We start from the raw sequence: 18504 nt of genomic DNA on the forward strand, positions 1-18504 counted from the left end.
CGGCTGTCTCTTCGCGCATGCCCTTTTAGGCATGTGCGAATGGACAGATCAAGGGGAGTCGGTGCTGACGTAGACCATGCCGAGGCACATCTCGTCCTCGGTGCCCTCGCCCCACTTGAGCGAGGAGTCGCCGGCGGAATTATCGAAGTGGCACTCGAGGCGGACGGTGTCGGTCGGCTCGACGGTGAGCGGCGCGGCGAACTCGTAGATGCCCTGCCAGTTGAAGTCCCAGCGCGGCACGTCGATGAGGCAGGCCTCGGGGGCGCCGCCGCTCTCGACGACGAGGCTGGCCCGGGCGCCGCGGGTGTGCATGTGCACGCCGGCCATGTGGGCGAGCAGCGGCTTGCCGACGCCGATGGCCTCGTCCTTGTAGAGGTACTGGATGACCGAGCCGAGGTCGATGGTGAACGAGTGCACGACGTCGGCCTCGCCGGCGGGGATCGTCATCGCCGGGGCGTCGACCATCCAGCCGGGGTGGGCGATCGGCAGGAGCAGGGCCGGGCGAGCGACGGTCTCGGCGGTGCGGACCATGATCGTCGACTGGTCGGCGATCGGCGCGCCGTTCGGGTGGTAGTGCATCTGCATGGCGATCTTCGAGCCCGGCTTGACGCGGATGCCGGTGCCCTCCGGCAGCGCGCCGGAGCTGGCGCCCGGCACCCACGCGCCGAGCCACTGCGCGCGCGGGCTGGCCTCGCCGCCGGGGCCGCCGTAGCACGGGTAGCCGGGCCCGGGGTCGGCGGCGTCGAGCGCCTCGAAGTCCGCGAGCTCGTCCGGCGGGATGATGAAGGCGATCACGTGGTGCACGATCTCCCGCGCCCCGGGCTCGATCGTGAAGGCGGTCGCGTAGGTCTCCTGGTCTTTGGGCCAGTCGAGCAGGAAGCAGCGATAGTCGTCGGCGACGCCCTGGGGCGGCGTGAACGGCTCGGGGATCCCGATCTGCACGTCGTAGGCGATCGGCGGGGCGTCGTCGTCGGGCGGCGGCGGGGCGTCGTTCGGGTCGCCCTCGGGCGCGTCGGCGGCGATCCACGCGAGCACCAGCTCGCGCTCGTCGTCGGTCAGGTCGCGGTCGTGGGCGAATTGATTGCAGTCGGCGCCCGGGGGCCACGGCGGCATGATCCGGCTCTCGATCGCGGGCCCGAGGATCTTGGCGAACATGCCGGCCTCCTCGTAGGTCGTCAGGGAGAACGGGGCGATGTCGCCGGGGCGGTGACAGGTCGCGCACTTGGCGTCGAGGATCGCCTTGATGTCGCGGTAATAGGTCGGGCCGGCCTCACCACCGGTGGTGCCCGTCGGCGAGGTCGTGGTCGGCTCGTCGCTCGTGGCCGAGGTGGTGGTCGCGGGAGGGTCGGTGCTCGCGTCGGTGCCTGCTGTGCCGGGGTCGGTCGCGGCGGTGGTGCTCGCGTCGGTGCCGGTCGTCGGCGAGTTCGACGATTCGTTGCAAGCAGTGAGAGCGACCAGCGTGACCACGAACGAGCGCGCGCGAGACATCACAGCCAGGATATCGCGCGCGGGCCGGGCGGGGGAGCCAGGGCGGCGAGAGGAATCGCGGTGGGACGCGGGGCCGGTGGCCGCGGCGGGGTCGCGCAACCGGCGCGAAGGCGAGGCTCGGTATCGCGGCGTGCGTCGGGCCGGGCGGTGCGTGGAGACGTCGGCGCGAGCGGCTGCCTCGAAGGACAGGTTGATGCGCGGGCCTCAAGTGGCCGCGCGAGGCCGGTCGCCGCGCAACCAGCCGGCGAGCATGCCGACCATCTCGTCGACGAGGGCGCCCGAGCTGGTGTCCTCCTGGCGCTCGAGCACGCCGTGGTAGACGACGGACCTGCAGATCGTCGCCAGCATCCAGCCGGCCAGGTCGAGCCGCGGCGAGCGGACGCCGGAAGCGGAGAGGAAGCGGGTGACGTCGGCCGCGCAGCGCTCGCCGGCGGTGGCCGAGCGCCGCCCGCGGAGGCGCGGCACCTCCTCGGTGAAGACCCGCTGCAGGGCCGGCTCGATCGTCTGCGCGGCCACGTAGGCCTCGACCAGCGCGCGCAGGGTCGACTCGAGGCCGCCGCCGCGCGGGCGCGCGAGCGCGGCCATCATGGCCGCGTCGGTGCGCTCGCCGTGGCGCCGCTCGAGCTCGACGACGATCGCCTCCTTGTTGGGGAAGAACTGGTAGAGCGAGGCGATGTTGACCCCGGCCCGCTCGGCGATCCGGTTGGTCGTGAGGCGGGCGTAGCCGTCGCGCACCAAAATGTAAGCTGCAGCTTGCAAAACGGCGTCGACGGTCGCCTGCGAGCGGGCCTGAACGGGGCTGCGGCGGGGATCGATGCGGCGCTTGGCGGCCATGCGAGACAGGGTGGCGAACGCAAGCTGACGAGGCAAGCAATTGCTTATATTTTTAAAAGTGTGATGAACGAGATGCACGTCGAGCGGCCGCTCCGCGGTCACAACTACGTCTTCAGCGGCGGGACCGCGGGGATCGGCCTGGCCGCGGCGACGGCGATCGCCCGCCGCGGGCCGGCGATCTTGCTGCTCGGGCGCGACGCCGAGCGGGGCGAGCGGGCGGCGGCCCAGGTGCGGGCGGCGGGGGCCGAGGAGGCGGTGTTCCGCGCGGTGGACCTGACGACGATGGCCGGGGTGGGGCAGGCGATCGAGGCGATCGGGGAGTGGCGTCCGGTGCTGCACGGGCTGGTGCACACTGCGATGACCGCGGCGATGCGGCGCGTCGACACTGCCGAGGGCTTCGAGCGCGCGTTCGGGCTGCAGTACCTGGCCCGGTACGCGCTCAACCGCGGGCTGCTGGCGGCGCTGGCGAGCTCGGGCGACGGGCGGATCGTCCATGTCGGGGCGAAGGCGCCGAAGGGCCTGCTGCCGGACCTCGACGACCTGCATTTCGAGCGCCGCCGCTGGTCGCTGCTGGCGGCGTTGATGTCGTCGCAGGTGCTCGGCTACCTGCACGTGCAAGCGGCGGCGCAGCGCTGGCGCGACCTGCCGGTCACGGCGAGCATCGTCTGCGTCGGCATGACCCGCACCGATACAGTGCGCGGCTGGCCGTGGTTCATCCGCGGGCTCTATCGCCTGTTCGGGACCTCGCCCGAGCGCTCGGCGGCCAACGTGGTCGGGCTGCTCACCGCGGCCGACGTCCGCCGCGCGAACGGTGCCATCTTCTTCGACCCGCGGCGCTTCGAGCCGACGCCGATGAGTTTCGATCCCGCGCTGGCGCGGCGCACGTGGGAGCTGTCGGAGGGGCTGGCGCGGTCGCGCGGGCTGGTGCTGCCGGAGGACGGGTATGTTTATAAGGACATGTCCTGAAGGCGGGGTGAAGCGAGACGTCGTCTCTTCGACCGGCGGCGGTTCGAGCCGACGCCGCTGGCCTCGTACGCCGCGCTGGTGAGATGTCCAAGAGAACATGTCCTGAAGGCGTGGTGGCACGAGGCCTCATTCGCGCGGGCCTCGCCCGGCGCGCGCACGGACGCGCGGGCGTCGGCGCGAGTTTGCCCGTGAACGGCGTGCGACGGGCCGCCAGCGCGCGCGCGCTTGCGAGGGGCGGGGGGCGCCGGTAGCGTCGAACCCTGACATGCAGGGTGGCGCACCGCGGGAGGCCGCATGAACAAGCACGGGACGATCCTCGGGCACCTCGTCGGCTGGGGGCTCTCGCGCCGCTACGAAGACGCGGCGACCGAGGGGCTGGCGTATCTGCTGCGGCAGTTCGAGCCGCTCCGGCAGCAGTTCGTGGCGCTGCTGCGGGCGGCCCAGCCGGGGCTCACGGCCGAGCTGCACTTCGCCACGCAGCTCACGACGGAGGGGGGCCGGCCCGACATGGTCGGCAAGGCCGGCGACGCGTTGCGCGTGTTCGTCGAGGCCAAGTTCTGGGCGGGGCTGACCGAGCATCAACCGCTGTCGTACCTGCAGCAGCTGCAGCAACGGCCGGAGCCGTCGCTGCTGATGGTGGTGGTGCCCAGGGCCCGGATCGCGTGGATCTGGCGGGAGATCCGCGAGCGCCTGGGCGGCGCGAGCGTGGTCTGGTCGGAGGTGGCCGAGCGCAACCCGCAGCAATTCGCCGAGCTCGTGGCGGTCGACCAGGTGCGCCTCGGGATCACCAGCTGGGAGGCGCTGCTGGCGGCGCTCCGCGTCGCTGCGGCCGACGATCCGCGCGCGCTGGCCGATCTCGAGCAATTGGCAGGAGTGTGCGGGGCCGCCGACGAGGACGCGATGCGGCCGCTGGTGCGCGAGGAGCTGAGCGACCCGCAGGTGCCGACGCGGCTCCTGCAATACGCGACGATCGTGCAGGATGCGGTGGAGAAGGCCTGCCAGGACGTGCTGACGATCCACGGGCTGCGGCCGACCCACAGCTGGACGACGATCGGGCGCTATGTACAATTCGCCGGCAACAACGCGCCGGGCGCGTGGTTCGGGGTCGACCTCGAATTGTGGCGCAAGTACGAGGCCGGGCCGATCTGGCTCGAGTTCAGCCCCGGCATGTGGGGCCAGGCGACGCAGGTCCGCGAGCGCATCGCGGCATGGGTGCAAGAGAACAATTTTTTGATGTGTTTCTTGCCCAGCGGCGGGATCGCCCTGCACATGGAGCTGCTGACGAATCGCGAGCAGGACGCGGTGGTGGGCGCGCTGGTCGAACAGATCCGCACGATCGGCAAGCTGCTCGTCGGGTGAGCGGCGAAGTCCGGGACGCCGCGTGGCGCGCAGTTCCTGGGGCACATGCGGGACGCGGTCGACGAATGGGAGCGCGTCCTGCCTCGCTCGCGCTGTGTCGCGAGCGGCAGGAATGTGGTAACTTGCGACGCATGATTTGTGTGCGTCCCTTGTCTTACCTGGTAGGTGGTTTGCTGCTGGTGGGGTGCGTGGAAAAAGCTCCGGACCAGGACACGGATTCGTCGGCGACCGGCCAGACAGGCTCGTCGGCCGCCGAACCCACGGGCTCGTCGGCCACCGGGCAACCGACCTCGTCGACGACGACCACCGGTTCGACGGGTGAGTCGACGTCGACGACGACGTCGACGTCGACGTCGACGTCGACGTCGACGAGCTCGACGTCGGCGACGGATACGGTGTCGACCGCGGATACGGGCTCGATGACGGCGACGGACAGCGATGCGGGCACGGTCTCGGAGACGGGGACGCTCGAGCCGCAGGGCGCCAATCCGTGCGGGATGTGCGGGCGGGGGCAATACTGCAGCTGGGTGGATACGGACATCCCAGCGTGCGAAGATACTGGGTGTTGGAACGAGCGGGACCCGAAGTGCAAGGCATGCTTCGCCGCGGCGACCGAGTGTCCCGCGGCGACGATCGACCAATGCACCAAGGACAAGTGCTTCTTCGGCGGCGTGAAGAGCGTCTTCCTGGCGGAGGACGGGACCGTCGTCGTCGAATGCGGGGTATGGGAGGACACGGGCTGCGGTCCGTGAGCTCGGAATGGCGGCTGTGGCCGCGCTCGTGCACCCGGCCGCGACCAGCGCGTCGCACGGCTCGTGCCGGGCTCAGGCGCGGAGGTGACCGGGCCACGCCTCGGAAATGTTGGCGAACGTACCGAGAGGGTGGGCGCGGATACGAGCGATCGGCCTGAAGCGGGTCTCGGGGAGGTGTAGCCTGCCTCGAGGCCTCACTCGGTGGAGCCGGCGAGCGCACGGCCCGCTCGCCAGGGAAACTTTCTCGTCCAGAGCGCATGGACCACGGACTCGTCGGCGAGGTAGGTTCGCCTGGAAGGCAGACCTCTCGACCAGGAGCACGCATGTACGCGTCCTTGAAAACGGCGCATGGAAGTTTCCAGGCGGATGATGGCGGGACATGGTTCGTACAAAAGGACGAACGCTCGACCGCCGAGATCGAGAGGGAGGTGGAGTACTCGACGCTGTTCGCATTGATCAGGGTGCTCAATCCATTGCGAATGTCGAGGCCGGAGAGTCGCCCCAGGGTCATGTACTTGTTCACGGAGATGCCGCCGGACCCGGTGCGTGAGGCGGTCGCTTCCGCGGGCGGTCACCTGATTCATGCGTCCAGGGACGTGCCCTTCGACGAGCCCTGGCGCGCGCCCGAGGACCTCGTCGAGCACTTCCTCCCCAGGATCGCGCGGACGGTCGCGGCCGAGCGCAAGCTGGAATTCTCGTACGAAGGCCTGGATCAGCTCGAGCAGGCGCTGGCCCACGCCCGAGGTGCCGACGAGGCGACGTACTGGAAGGCAGTGTTCGACCTCGGTGCGTTCGCCGGTGAGACGCTGAGACAGGCCGGGGGAGAGCGGTGGATCCGTCGGGACGAGGCCGGCGTCGTCCCGTTCGCATTCGCATGCACGTTCAACTCCGAGCCCGCCGTACTCTTCCTTCTGGCCAAGGCGATGAAGTTCCTCGCCAACGGCCCGGAGGACAGCTTGACGGCGTTCGTGGGCCTGGCAGGACGGGCAGAGCCGAAGAAGGGCTTCTGGTCGAAGCTCTTCGGCTAGCGCCGTGACCGCGACGTAGTGCTCTGAAGAGCAGTGCGCGAATTTGCGCTCCGGCTGGGAACCTGATCTACAGGGACCCCGAGGGTGCTCTCAAGGGCACCTCGGGGGGAAGACTACAAGCTACATATCCGTCGCCTAGTCCAGTTGCTTCCTCACAATGAGGTAAGTAGCCGAAGAGGGATGCCACGTTCCCGAGCCTCCCGGAGGTTCGTTCATGCCTCGGAACTTGCTCCTCGCGGTCACCGTCCAGCCATACGGACCCTCGACTACAGCGCTGCACTCGAACCTGAGCAACGCATTATCGCCTTCGGAGCCGTCTTCGTTGCGACCCATGGCTTCGGGAGAAACGATGATCACCCAGTTGTCGACGGTGCCCTCCGGAACAGCGAGACTATCACCATCAGAGCACCGGCCGGCGAACGCGATTTGCTTGGCCATATCTCACCTTCCTTCCCGATCGTTGACGGTGAATGCACTGCCCGACCCCCGCCTGTGATTCGCAGCACAGAACGCGTTCAGACTGCCACGTCGTGGAAGCAGGCGGCTTTGTCGCTTTCGGCGCCACTCGAGTGAGTTCAACGGAGGTCTCGCCGCCATGGCTGCCTCAGCCGCTCAAGAAACTCTCAGAGCGATACCAAACCTGGAGCGAAGAGTAGCACACGAACGTGCTGCCCCCAACAACGCCGACCAGAAGGCTGGTCTCGAACGATTCGCCAGAGCGGTCGCCCAAGCCCGGATCGCCCACAAGCCCAAAGAGAAGCCCGAGGACATCGCCAGCAGGATCGAGTTCTGCGCGCTCTGGATCGAGGGCGACACGCTGGAGAGCTTCCGGCTCAGGACTCGGCGCTGGGCCGCAGGCGCGATCCAACAGCGGCTGTCGGTGATCCGGCGCCTGCTCGGCACGCCCAAGCATCAGCACCACAAGCCCTACGGCACCGCCCAAGCCTTCATCCAGATGCACGAGAGCCGGAACGGTCGATAGCGCTGTGATATCATCAACTCTGGTGTGAGCACCGCAACCGAGCATGTGCTGGGGGATCCGGACAGCCCTTGCAGGATCCCGCGACGTCCTCGTCGATCTCGTTCAGCAGGTCCGAGGCCGAGCCGTCGCCGCTGTGCTCCCGTTGACCCGCCCGAACACCTGTTCCCTTGGTGTCGGGAGCCAGCCGAGAGCTATCCGCGGCCGATCAAGCCGCCGCTGTGGGATCACGACGTCTTCAAGAGCCTCGGCTGCTTGAAGGTGATGGGTCCCCACGCACCTCGCCACTGCGCGATCCAGCGGATGAGCCTCGCGGGGGTGCCCCCGGACGTCATCCGCCAGATCACCGGCATGCCGACTTCCGCATCTTGCAGGAGTACCTCCACGACGACGTGGAGGCGACGGGGATGGTCGCTTCCAAGCTGTCCAACCTCGACTTCGACCCCGATCCCGACTTCGAGGTCGCATCCAGGTTTCTGGAGAGATAATGAAGACTAGTGCAAGAAAAGAGAGCGCGGAAGTGCACAACCTCGCCAAAGCGAGGCGTAGCAGGGGGTGAGAGAGCGATCGCAGGGTGCGCATCGCCGGAGACTGTAAAGCGACGGTAATCCGGCGTGCACTGGGTTCGGGGGCGACCAATATCAGGACGCGAGCCGGGGACATGACCCGCGCGGCGATGGCCGCCCCCGGCACGAGGAGAGACACCATGACACGCATCACCAAGGCCGCCTTCCTGTCCCTTTCCCTCCTGTTCGTCGCTTGCGACAAGGAGGACACCGAGGAGCCCACCCAGCAGGAGCTCGAGCAGGTCGAGGACGGACACCACAAGGGCGGCTTTTTCGCCAAGTTCGACGCCGACGGCGACGGCGCGATCTCCCGCGAAGAGGCCAAGGGCCACCGCTTCGAGGCGAAGTTCGCCGAGCTCGACGCGGATGGCGACGGCAAGCTGACCCGCGAGGAGCTGAAGGCGATGAAGGGCCATCGCGGCGGCCGCGGCGGGCACAAGGACCCGGAGGAGCGGGCGAACATGCTGCTCGCCAAGTTCGACGCCAACAGCGACGGCGCGCTGTCCCGCGACGAGGTCACCGAGGGGCCGCTGGCGCACAAGTTCGCCGAGGCCGACGCCGACAGCGACGGCAAGCTCAGCCGCGAGGAGCTGAAGGCGCTGAAGGGCCGCGGCGGCAAGCACGGCGACGGGCCCAAGGACCCGGCCGAGCGCGCGGCGATGATGATGGCCAAGCTCGACGCCAACAGCGACAACGCGCTGACGGCCGACGAGGTCGCCGGGCACCACAAGCTGGCCGAGAAGTTCGCCGAGGCCGACGGCAACGGCGACGGCAAGCTGACCCGCGAGGAGCTGGTGGCGTTCAAGCAGGCCCACCACGGCGACAAGCACCGCGGCCCGCGCGGCGAATGAGCGGACCCCTCGCACGCGGCGGGTCACGTGCATGATGCGCCGCTGCCCTCACGGGCGGCGGCGCTTCGTCTTGGTGCCGGTGCCGTCCTCGGTGCCAGGCGGGGATGCCTCGAGGGTCAGAACGGCTGGGCGGCGGCGCTTCGTCTCGGCGCTGGTGTCGTCGTCGGCGCCAGGCGGGGATGCCTCGAGGGGCAGAACGGCTGGCGGGGCGGCGCTTCGTCTTGGCGCTGGTGTCGTCCTCGGCGCCAGGCGGGGATGCCTCGAGGGGTCAGAACGGCTGGCGGGGCGGCGCTTCGTCTTGGCGCTGGTGTCGTCCCTCGGTGCGGTGATGCGTCGGAGGGTCAGGACGGCCGACTGCGCGTGGCGATTGGGACATGTTCCATTGGACCTGTCCCTTCAGGCATGTCTCTTGAGAAGGATTCGGCGACGGCTCGGCGGGCGGCGTCGACCTCGGCGAGGATCGCCCGGGCGTGGGCGAGGAAGCGCTCGCCGGCGGGCAGGAGGCGGACGCCGCGGGGGGTGCGGTCGAACGGCGGGTGCCGAGTTCGTCCTCGAGCTGGCGGATCTGCCGGGTCACGGGCGGCTGGGACACGTGCAGCCGCTGCGCCGCGCGGCCGACGTGCTGCTCCTCGGCGACGGCGACGAAGTAGCTGATCTGGGTCAGGCTCACGGGCCCAGGCTACGCGCGGGCGGCCGCGCCAGGCAAGCCCGCGCGCGTCAGCGCCGGCGGATGACGGGGACGCCGCCCTTGGGGCCGATGGTGGCGGCGCGCACTCCCGTCCGCGCCGGCGCGGCGGCGAGCTCGAGCTCGAATTCGAGGACCAGGGTCGCCAGCACGATCTTCATTTCGTGCAGCGCGAAGGCGGCGCCGAGGCAGCGCCGGGCGCCGCCGCCGAACGGCAGGTACTCGTGCGGCGTGGGGTGCTTGCCGTCGAGGAAGCGCTGCGGGCGGAAGGCCAGCGCCTCGGGGTAGCGCTCCTCGCGGAGGTGAGCGAGCAGCAAGCAGGCGCCCAGGCCGGTGCCGGCCGGCAGGAGGTGGCCGCCGAGCTCGAACGGCCGCAACAGCTTGCGCGAGACCAGCGGGATGAGCGGGTGCAGCCGCAGGGTCTCGGCGCACACTGCGTCGAGCAGCGGCGACTGGGCGACGCGGTCCGGGTCGCCGTCGAGCGGCCGCAGCTCCTCGCGCAGGCGAGCGAGCAGCTCGGGCTGCCGCAGCAGCTCGTCGACCGCCCACGCGAGCGCGGTGGCGGTGGTCTCGTGGCCGGCGATCACCATCGTGAACAGCTGCTCGACGATCTCCTGCTCGTCCATCGCCGCGCCGGCCTCGTCGCGCGCGGCGACCAGCAGGCTCAAGATGTCGTCGCCCGGGTGGGCCGGATCGCGGGCGGCGATCTCCTGGCGCAGGAGGTCGTGCACGCCGGTCAAGTGCCGGCGGAACCGGGCCCACGGACCGAAGCCGCCGAACTCGCGCTGGAGGGCGCGAAAGGTGGCGACGAGCGGGCCGAACGCGGCGATCGTGTCGCGCACGCCGCGGGCGCAGGCGGCCATCCGCTCGCCGGTCGAGACGCCGAAGATCGTGCGGATGATGACGTCGAGCGAGATGTCCCGAAAGACATCTTCGATCGGGACCCGCCGGTCGCGCGGCACCGCGGCGAGGTGGACGCGCGCGCTGTCCCGCATGGCGGCGCCGTAGGCCCGCATGCGCGCGCCGTGGAAGGGCGGCTGCATCAACTTGCGCGCGCGCCGGTGGGCTGCCCCGTGCTGCAGGAGGACCGAGCCGCGCCCGAGCACCGGGGCCATGGCGTCGGCGGCGAACGGGGCGAAGGTGTCGGGCTCGGCGGAGAAGATGGCGCGAATCGCTTCGGGCGCGCTGGCGACCACGAGCACGCCGCCGAGGCTCGGCAAGCTGAAGAGATCGCCGTAACGCCGACCCAGGTCGAGGATCGATCCGACAGGATCGCGGAGATAGCGAAAGGTCTGCCGGACCGCGCTCGTCGGCCCGGCGGGGAGTCGCTGCGTGCGCTCGTTCATCGGCCCCCAGGAGTGTGCCCGCGCGCGGAGGTACCTGTGTGTGAGGTGCTGCGGGGGCTGCTCGCGCTGAGGTGGGGCGCACAGAGCGGTTCGGGCGCCGGGAGCGGCAGGGCGACGCGGTCGCACGGCGGAGGTCTCGCCGTCGCAAGACCCCATGATCGGGCGTCGAAGTGTCGGGCAGGACGGCGTCGACGTCGTCGGCGTCGACGTCGTCCTGAGCTGCTTCTCGGTGATGTCCGTCGGGCCGGCGAGGGTCGCGGTTTTTTCTGTCTGCGATTCGCAGTCACGAGCGAGGCGCGAATCGTCATGTCGTCATTTCCTCGGGAGCCGGAGTCGTGCTCGTCGCATTTCCTGCTCGTCGCCGTCCTCCGAGCCATCATTGCCGCTGACTATTTCGTATGTCGCCGGACCGCGTCACTCGTGACAGGCCCCGGGACAAATTTGTCGTGACCAGGCGCCTGCGACGCCGCATTTCAGGGGCGAAAGGAACCGGGTAAAAGAGAGCGGTGGGTTGTCTTCTCCGACCCGTTCCGACGACCGAACGCAGCGGCGTGCGAGGCCCGCAGAGGCTCGCGCGCGCGCGTGGGGCCGAGGCGTCCGCGAGGGACGGTGACTGCGTGGTCGATTGCGCCGGATGCGATGCCCCGCTCCTCGGCGGGCCCGAGACGCGTCGAACGAGGCTGCGACGGAGACCCCGAGGAGCTCGCGCATGAACCCTGCGCTCCTGCACCTGCAACGATCCGAGAACGGCCATTTCGTCCTCACCGAGCCGGTGTCGCAGACCGTCGTGGTCGCGGAGGGGCTGGCCGAGGCGTACGCGCGGATGTGTGAGACGCTGGCGGAGCAGCCGCCTCCCGCCCAGCCCGCGCTCGACGGCGGCGGCCTGTTCGCGTGGCGCGGGACCCCGCGCGCGCTCATCCTCGCGGCGGCGCTGCTGGTGCCCACGCTGTGGGCGGTGCGGATCGCGTTCGACCTGCGCGCGGCCCAGGTGGAGTGCAACACCCCCGCGACGCGCAGCCAGGGCCATCCGACCCGCGTGGCGGCGACGCGCTCGGCGGACGCCGATCGCGAGGGGACCGAGGACGAGATCGATCCCGACGCGGAAGCCGACGACGAGGCCGCGAAGCCGGAGCCCGCGACCGCGATCGTGGCGGAGCCCGCCGGCGGCGAGGCGGCCGGGGCCGAGCAGGCCGCGCCCGCGAAGGCGGAGCCGGCGAAGGCGGAACCGGCGAAGGCGGAGCCGGCGAAGGCGGAGCCGGCGACGGCCGCTCCCTGACTGCTGTCATGGCCTTCAACTCCCTCGAATACGCGCTGCTGCTGGCGACGACGGCGATCCTGTTCTTCGGGCTCGGCTATCGCGGTCGGCTCGTCGTCCTGGTCGCGGCGAGCGTGGTGTTCTACGGGGCGTTCAGCGTGCCGCTGCTGGGGCTCATCGGCCTGTCGGCGCTGGTCGACTTCGCCGCGGGGCTGGCGATCGGCAGGGCGGAGAGCCCGGCGCTGCGACGGCGCTGGCTGCTGCTCAGCCTGGCCACGAACCTCGGCCTGCTCGGGTACTTCAAGTACGCCAACTTCTTCCTCGACAGCGCCGGGACGGTGCTGGGGCGCGACTTCTCGGAGCTCCGCCTCGACATCGTCCTGCCGGCGGGGATCTCGTTCTACACGTTTCAGACGATGAGCTACACGATCGACGTGTATCGCCGGCGGATCCAGCCGACGACGTCGCTCCTGCGGTTCTTCCTGTTCGTCTCGTTCTTCCCGCAATTGATCGCAGGGCCGATCGAGCGCGCCGGTCACCTGCTGGTCCAGTTCGATCACGCGGCGACGCGTCGGTTCCGCGTCGACAACCTCGTCGCCGGCCTGCAGATGATCGGCTGGGGCATGTTCAAAAAAGTGGTCATCGCCGACCACTGCGGGGCGGTCGCCGACCGGTTGTTCGCCTCGCCGGCCGCGTATGACGGCTGGAGCGCCCTGGTCGCCGCGTATGCGTTCACGTTGCAGATCTACTGCGACTTCTCCGCCTATTCGGAGATCGCCCGCGGGTCGGCGCGGATCTTCGGCGTCGACTTGATGCAGAACTTCGACCAGCCCTACCTCTCGCGCAACATCAGCGAGTTCTGGCGGCGCTGGCACATCTCGCTGTCGGAGTGGTTCCGTGACTATGTCTATATCCCGCTCGGGGGCAATCGCGGCTCGCGCCCGCGAGCGCTGGCGAACCTGACGATCACGATGCTCCTCTCGGGGCTGTGGCACGGCGCGGCGTGGGCCTTCGTGGTGTGGGGGCTGTACCACGGGTTGCTCCTGCTGGTGCACGCGCTGGCCCGCCCGCGATTGGCCCGGCTGGCGGCGCTGCCGGGCCTCGGGCGGGTGATGGGGCCGCTCGCGTGGTTCGTCACCCTGCACCTCGTGATCGCCGGCTGGGTCCTGTTCCGCGCGCCCACTCTGGCCGACGCGGGGCGCGTGTTCGCGTCGATCGCCTATCTCGCGCCGGGAGCGGCCGCGCCGGCGCAGCTCGGCTTCATCGCCCTGTTCTTCGGCTTCGTCGGGCTGCAGGCGCTCGATCGCCGCCATCACCTGCTGGCCCGCATCCACGGCGACGCCTCGCTGTCGCTGGTGTTCTACGCGGTCGTGATCGTCGCGTGCATCCTCCTCGGCAAGGAGGGCGGCGCCGACTTCATCTACTTCCAGTTCTGAGAGGGGGCGAGGTGGCGGGCGAAGATCGCACAGCAGCGTGGATCGACGGCAGGATCGCCGACAGCTGGCCCCGGCTGGCCAGGCCGCGGCACGTGCTCATGGCGCTGGCGCTGCTCGTCGCGCTCGCGGATGCAGTGCTGGCGGTGGGGCTCCGCGAGGCCGAGACGGACGACGCGCAGGCGCTGTCGGCCACCGACGCGCGGAAGATCCTCGCCGAGGCCGCGGCCGACCCCGGCGCGTGGCTGTTGCTCGGCGACTCGGTGCTCGCGGGCGACGCGATGGCGGGGCGCGTGCCGGGCTGGCAGCACCACCGCGTCCTCGACTACCTGCGGAGCGAACAGGCGCCCTCGACCGACGAGGCGGCCGCCGACGGGGTGCGCTTCCGTCAAGTCGCGCTCGATGGTCTGCTGCCGGCGGACGTCGACCGCCTCGTCGCCGAGCTCGATCGCCACGATCCGCGCGGCAAGGTGCCGCTGGTGATCGAGCTCAACCTGCGTCACTTCTCGCGCCACTACGCGGACGAGGCCGGCTGCACGCGGTCGTGGCTGTGCGAGCTCGGGGGGGCCGACGCGAGCAGACAGGACATCACGAAGCTGGCGATCTCGCCGCTCGCGTGGGTCGCGGCCGAGCTGCGACCGTGGCTGCCGGTCCTTCGTCACAAGCGCAGCGTCGACCTCGATTCGTCGCTCGCCGGGTTCGGCGAACGACTGGCGGTGGCGCGGAGCGGCGAGGCGCTGCAGTCGCGCGCGGACGAGGGCGCGGCGCGGATCGCCGAGCACTACCGTGACAGCGCGCTCGAAGGCGAATCGACGCAGGTCCAGGCGCTCGACCGCGTGCTCGCGCGCCTGCGGGCCCGCGGGCGCAAGGCGGTGTTCTTCACCACGCCGCTGCGAGACACGTTCGTGGCGGAGGTCGCGAGCGAGGCGGAGATCGGGGGCCGCTACGCCGCGCTGGCCGAGCGCATCCACGACTCGCGGGCGCCGGCGACGCTGGTCCAGCTCGATCACCCGCTGTTCGTGCCGGAGCTGTTCCTCGATCACTGCCACCTGGGCCCGGACGGCAATCGACTGCTCGCGCTCAACCTGCTGCAGGCGCTCGACGTGCCGCTGGCGAGCCGCCCCGGTCCGCTCGAGATGATCCGCGCCGAGGGGCCCCACGAGACGCTGGTGGGGCGGGTCGACACCGGTTACGCGGAGGGTGCGAGCTGGCAGGCGCTGTTCGATCACCCGCGAGGCCTGGCGGTGCGCGCCAAGCCGCGCGAGATCGTCGTCGCGGACACCGGCAACCACGTGCTGCGGCGGCTCCGCGGCTCGCTCGAGACGACGGAGCTGCTCGCGGGGACGCCCGGCGAGGCGGGCTCGGTCGACGGCCCCGGTCCGGAGGCCCGGCTCGACGGGCCGCAGCAACCGTGCTTCCTCGGCGATTCGGTCTACTTCCTCGACGGCCCGCAGCGACGGCTGCGCGTGCTCGAGGGCGGAAAGGTGCGCACGATCGACTCGCCGCGGACGCGCGACGCGGCGGCGCTGCGCTGCCACAACAAGCGGGTGTGGCTGCTCGTCGGCCGGGAGCTCCGCGCGTACGACCCGGGCGACGGCAAGATCGCCAGCTACACGTTCGCGGGCGAGGCGCAGAGCAGCATCGGTCGGACCTTCACGATCGCCCGCGACGGCCGGATCTTCGTCGTCAGCAAGAGCAACCAGATCTTCTCCGGGCGCCGGCCGAAGGAAGGAAATCGGCTGAGCCTCGAGCGCGTGTTCGCCAACTCCGGCGCGGGGCTGCTGCCGAAGGAGCGCAAGAAGCGGTTCCCGTTCGCGTTCGACGACATCCGCTTCGACGAGATCGTCGACATCGCGTTCGTCGAGCGCTACGGCGGCCTCCTGGTCCAGGTCGTCGAGGCGCCCAGGGTGCCGGTGGTCGGTCTGACCGAGAACGTGCACCTGCGTTACCTCGAGCTCCGGCAGCGCAAGATCTTCCCGTGGATCAAGCCCGAGGTGTATGGCCAATCGTACCTGATGTACAACGACAGCTCCGAGTCGCTGGTGTCGGGGTATCATCAGGGGAGCATGGCGCTCGATCAGGCCAGCGCGTCGCTGTTCTACGTCGAGCACGCCCGCTCGCGCCTCTACCGGGTCGACGACGGGCTGCTCGGCGCGGCCAAGGTCAGCCACTTCGGCGGCAACGCGGCGAAGTTGAAGCAGCCCGACCGGTTCGGCGGCAAGATGGCCGGGCTCGTGCAGGCGCGGATGCACCCGCACAAGCACATCGCGGCGCGGTGGCAGCGGAAGCCACGGCGGGGGCCGTACCTCGGGCTGATCCTCGGCTCGTCGAAGAGCGCGTATCACGACATCCTCGGCGAGTACTCGATCGGCCGGCGCATCGAGCACGAGCTGGTGTCCGAGCTCGGCTATCGCGACCGGGTCGGCTTCGACCTGTATCAGCGCACGAGCCCGGGCGCGTCGCTGGCGAAGATGGTCCAGACGATCGCGGAGTCGGAGGAGCAGGGGCTGCCGTTCGACGTCGCGTTCCTCGAGGTCTACTCGCTCGCCGATCGCTTCCTGCAGGACACCCTGACCGAGGCGGAGCAGCTGGCGCGGCTCGCCGAGCTCGACGCGATCCGCCGCGACACGGGCATGCTGATCGTGTTCCTCGACACGACGTCCCTGGGCTCGCGGCGGCGCGACGCGATGCGGGCCGCGCCGCGCGAGGCGGTCGAATTCATCGCCCTGGCCGAGCGGCTCGGCTTCCCGGTCCTGCGTCCGAGCGATCGCCTGATCCGCGAACACCTCGACCACTCGGCGTGGAGCAATCAGCCGTGGAGCCGCAAGCGCCGGCAGCATCACGGATCGACGTGGGGCATCGACCTCACCGGCGAGATGCTGGCGTCGATGGCGTATCCGATGGTCGCGGCGTACACCCGCGCGGCGGCGCCGCGGCACGCCCGCGACGACGCCGGAAGCGGTCGGCGCAAGGCCGGGCCCGAGGCCGAGGCGCGGCTGTTGGCAGGGGTGCTCACTGGCCGCGCGATCAAGGCGTCGGCGCTGCCGGCGATCGACCGCGAGATGGTGCAGGTGCGCTACGACAAGGGCCACCTGCGCCTGTTCGTCGACCGCGGGAAGCCGGGCGCGCAGGGCGACGCGGAGGGGGTGGTGCTGGCGGCCCTGCACGCGTTCCTGGTCGACGACGTCTACGGGGCGCTGGTCGAGCGGGTGACGATCGACCTGGCGCGCTTCCGTTCGTACAACGAGTACGGGGTCGGGGTGCTCGACGCGGCGGAGCTCGAAGCGCGCTACGAGTTCGAGCGCGAGGCGCTCGACACGTTCGTGGCGGAGGCGCTGACGCGGCACCCGGAGTGGGGCCGCTGAGGGGCGTCGACCGATGTCAGCCTTCGAGGCTGGGACGGATCGTCCAAAATTCATGTCCTAAGAGACATGTCGTCACAAGCAGCGCAGGAAGGCGGTCAGGTCGGTCTTCTCCTGCTCCGTCAGCCTCAGCGACAGCACCAGGTTGAAGAATTCGACCGTGTCCTCGAGGGTGAGGAGCCGGCCGTCGTGGCCGTAGGGCGGGCTGTCCTTGATGCTGCGGAGGGTGAACGTCTTGATCGGCCCCTCGGCGAGGTTGAACTGGTCGCCGATCGTCTCCGGCGTGTAGAAGCGCTCGAGGTGCAGGTCGTGCATCTTGTCGTCGAGGAAGACCGGCGGCGGGTGGCACTCCGCGCACCGGCCCTTCTCGTAAAACACCTTCTCGCCGCGGAGCTCGGACTCGGAGGCCCTGGCCGGGATCAGCCGCCCGAACTCGTCCAGCTTCGGCGCGGGCGGGAAGTCGAACATGTTCTGCATCTGGGCCATCATCACCACCTGACTGGCGCGGTCCGGCAGGTTCACGCCCTTCTTGGCGGCGATGACGTGGTCACCGTCGAAGTAGGCCGTGCGCTGCTCGAACTCGGTGAAATCCTCGATCGAGCGGAGCGACCGCTTGGAGCCGTGGATGCGCTGATTGAACATTCCTCGCAGGGAGACGGTGTCGAGGCGGAACCGGGCCGCCTGCGGTCGGGTGTCGGGGTTCTGGTGGAACGCCGCGTTGGTGTGGCCATTCTGGTGGCAGTCCAGGCACGTCACGCCGAGGCTCTGCTCGACGCTCCGGCGGTCCTCGGTCTGATTGAACTGCTGCTGCGGGAACGGGGTCAAGAGCAGGCGGAGGCCCTCCATCTGGACGGGCGTCAGGATGCCGACGAAGAGCTCGTAATAGTTGTTGCGCGTGAGGAGCTGGCCGCGAGACACGTCGCCGAGGTCCGGTCGCGAGGACAGGAAGATCGGCGCCGGGAACTCCGGCGTGAGGTGGTCCGGCAGGTCGAACTCGACGTCGAAGCGCTCGAGGTTGCGGCTCTCGGCCTTGAGGATCGCCTCGATGTGGTTGGTTGGAAACACCTGGCCGCCGCTCAGGTGCTTGACGTGCGGGAGCGGGCGAAACCCCATCGGGAACGAGTTCTGCGCCCGGATCTGCTCGGGCGTCAGGTCGGTCAGAGCGCTCCAGCTGTTCACCCGCGCGGGCAGCTTGACGCGCACGCCCTGCTGCACGGCCTTGCGCCCGCCCGACATCATCACCTCCGAGGGGAGGTCGCGCAGGTCGTAGCGCGCCTCGAGCAGCGCTCTCTGGCGGCTCATGACCCGCGGCTTGTCGGCGACCTCTCGCTGGTGGAGCGTCTCGAAGCTCTCGGGCAGCACCACCGGCATGTACGTCTGCCGCGGCAGCTCCGCGGACATGCTCGCCGCGGCGGGCTGCGTCGGCGGCGCCTCGGACTCGACCGCCACCACCTTGCCCTGTGCCGCCGGCGCCTCGGGTCCGCCGCCCGGCTCCGCGGCGCGCTCGCCTGCCGTGCAGCCGATGAGCAACACCCACCATGACGATGGTCCGATTCGCCTGTTCGCTGCCATTGTGAGGATCTCCTGCGAGGTGCGGCGA

At 70.1% G+C, this 18504-nt stretch carries 16 protein-coding genes; 9 read left to right on the forward strand and 7 right to left on the reverse strand.

The genetic code is table 11. The annotated features are described in order from the left end of the window. Positions 1–48: 48 nt before the first annotated feature. Together O0S08_RS03800 and O0S08_RS03805 are read right to left on the reverse strand one after the other, a co-directional pair. Positions 49–1488 carry a monooxygenase gene (locus O0S08_RS03800; RefSeq protein WP_269037593.1) on the reverse strand — a complete coding sequence of 480 codons (1440 nt, stop codon included), beginning with the start codon at positions 1486–1488 and terminating at the stop codon, positions 49–51. 204 nt (positions 1489–1692) lie between these two features. After that, the gene (locus O0S08_RS03805) at positions 1693–2358 is read right to left on the reverse strand and encodes a TetR/AcrR family transcriptional regulator (protein ID WP_269037594.1); all 666 of its coding nucleotides are present in this window, start codon (positions 2356–2358) and stop codon (positions 1693–1695) included. Positions 2359–2385: 27 nt separating this feature from the next. Here O0S08_RS03805 and O0S08_RS03810 point away from each other — a divergent pair, with 27 nt between their 5' ends. Both O0S08_RS03810 and O0S08_RS03815 read left to right on the forward strand, forming a co-directional pair. Beyond that, positions 2386–3288 carry an SDR family NAD(P)-dependent oxidoreductase gene (locus tag O0S08_RS03810; protein WP_269037595.1) on the forward strand — a complete coding sequence of 301 codons (903 nt, stop codon included), beginning with the start codon at positions 2386–2388 and terminating at the stop codon, positions 3286–3288. Positions 3289–3582: 294 nt separating this feature from the next. Then, positions 3583–4647 (forward strand): hypothetical protein, encoded by a 1065-nt coding sequence (locus O0S08_RS03815; RefSeq protein ID WP_269037596.1) that lies wholly within the window; start codon positions 3583–3585, stop codon positions 4645–4647. A gap of 154 nt (positions 4648–4801) precedes the next feature. Here O0S08_RS03815 and O0S08_RS03820 read toward each other — a convergent pair whose 3' ends face one another. Further along, positions 4802–5188: a hypothetical protein gene (locus O0S08_RS03820; RefSeq protein WP_269037597.1), complete on the reverse strand. Its 387-nt coding sequence runs from the start codon at positions 5186–5188 to the stop codon at positions 4802–4804. Here O0S08_RS03820 and O0S08_RS03825 point away from each other — a divergent pair. After that, positions 5175–5399: a hypothetical protein gene (locus O0S08_RS03825; RefSeq protein ID WP_269037598.1), complete on the forward strand. Its 225-nt coding sequence runs from the start codon at positions 5175–5177 to the stop codon at positions 5397–5399. The two genes, O0S08_RS03820 and O0S08_RS03825, sit on opposite strands and share 14 nt — an antisense overlap. Positions 5400–5722: 323 nt before the next feature. Continuing rightward, positions 5723–6427 carry a hypothetical protein gene (locus O0S08_RS03830; RefSeq protein WP_269037599.1) on the forward strand — a complete coding sequence of 235 codons (705 nt, stop codon included), beginning with the start codon at positions 5723–5725 and terminating at the stop codon, positions 6425–6427. A gap of 135 nt (positions 6428–6562) precedes the next feature. On the opposite strand, the gene O0S08_RS03835 is transcribed toward O0S08_RS03830, so the two are convergent. Continuing rightward, a complete protein-coding gene (locus O0S08_RS03835; RefSeq protein ID WP_269037600.1) occupies positions 6563–6865 on the reverse strand; it encodes a hypothetical protein in 303 nt (100 codons plus the stop codon). 157 nt (positions 6866–7022) lie between these two features. Here O0S08_RS03835 and O0S08_RS03840 point away from each other — a divergent pair, with 157 nt between their 5' ends. Together O0S08_RS03840 and O0S08_RS03845 are read left to right on the forward strand one after the other, a co-directional pair. Further along, on the forward strand, positions 7023–7409 hold the full coding sequence (locus tag O0S08_RS03840; RefSeq protein ID WP_269037601.1) for a hypothetical protein: 387 nt from the start codon (positions 7023–7025) through the stop codon (positions 7407–7409). A 703-nt stretch (positions 7410–8112) separates the two neighbouring features. After that, complete coding sequence (locus O0S08_RS03845; protein ID WP_269037602.1) at positions 8113–8823, forward strand: EF-hand domain-containing protein; 711 nt, start codon at positions 8113–8115, stop codon at positions 8821–8823. Between the two features lie 268 nt (positions 8824–9091). On the opposite strand, the gene O0S08_RS51205 is transcribed toward O0S08_RS03845, so the two are convergent. Beyond that, the gene (locus O0S08_RS51205) at positions 9092–9493 is read right to left on the reverse strand and encodes a LysR family transcriptional regulator (protein ID WP_371879528.1); all 402 of its coding nucleotides are present in this window, start codon (positions 9491–9493) and stop codon (positions 9092–9094) included. A 47-nt stretch (positions 9494–9540) separates the two neighbouring features. After that, entirely contained in the window at positions 9541–10854 is a 1314-nt protein-coding gene (locus tag O0S08_RS03855) for a cytochrome P450 (protein WP_269037603.1), read from the reverse strand. Positions 10855–11563: 709 nt separating this feature from the next. Here O0S08_RS03855 and O0S08_RS03860 point away from each other — a divergent pair. The 3 genes from O0S08_RS03860 to O0S08_RS03870 are packed head-to-tail and all read left to right on the forward strand — an operon-like array spanning position 11564 to position 16907. Continuing rightward, positions 11564–12130 (forward strand): hypothetical protein, encoded by a 567-nt coding sequence (locus O0S08_RS03860; RefSeq protein ID WP_269037604.1) that lies wholly within the window; start codon positions 11564–11566, stop codon positions 12128–12130. A gap of 8 nt (positions 12131–12138) precedes the next feature. Next, on the forward strand, positions 12139–13545 hold the full coding sequence (locus tag O0S08_RS03865; protein WP_269037605.1) for an MBOAT family O-acyltransferase: 1407 nt from the start codon (positions 12139–12141) through the stop codon (positions 13543–13545). An 11-nt stretch (positions 13546–13556) separates the two neighbouring features. Beyond that, positions 13557–16907 carry an NHL repeat-containing protein gene (locus O0S08_RS03870; protein WP_269037606.1) on the forward strand — a complete coding sequence of 1117 codons (3351 nt, stop codon included), beginning with the start codon at positions 13557–13559 and terminating at the stop codon, positions 16905–16907. Positions 16908–16979: 72 nt separating this feature from the next. On the opposite strand, the gene O0S08_RS03875 is transcribed toward O0S08_RS03870, so the two are convergent. Next, positions 16980–18305, reverse strand: a complete 1326-nt coding sequence (locus tag O0S08_RS03875; RefSeq protein WP_371879595.1) for a cytochrome B6 — start codon at positions 18303–18305, stop codon at positions 16980–16982. Positions 18306–18504 lie beyond the last annotated feature (199 nt).

Source organism: Nannocystis punicea, assembly GCF_026965555.1.
GTDB lineage: Bacteria > Myxococcota_A > Polyangia > Nannocystales > Nannocystaceae > Nannocystis > Nannocystis punicea.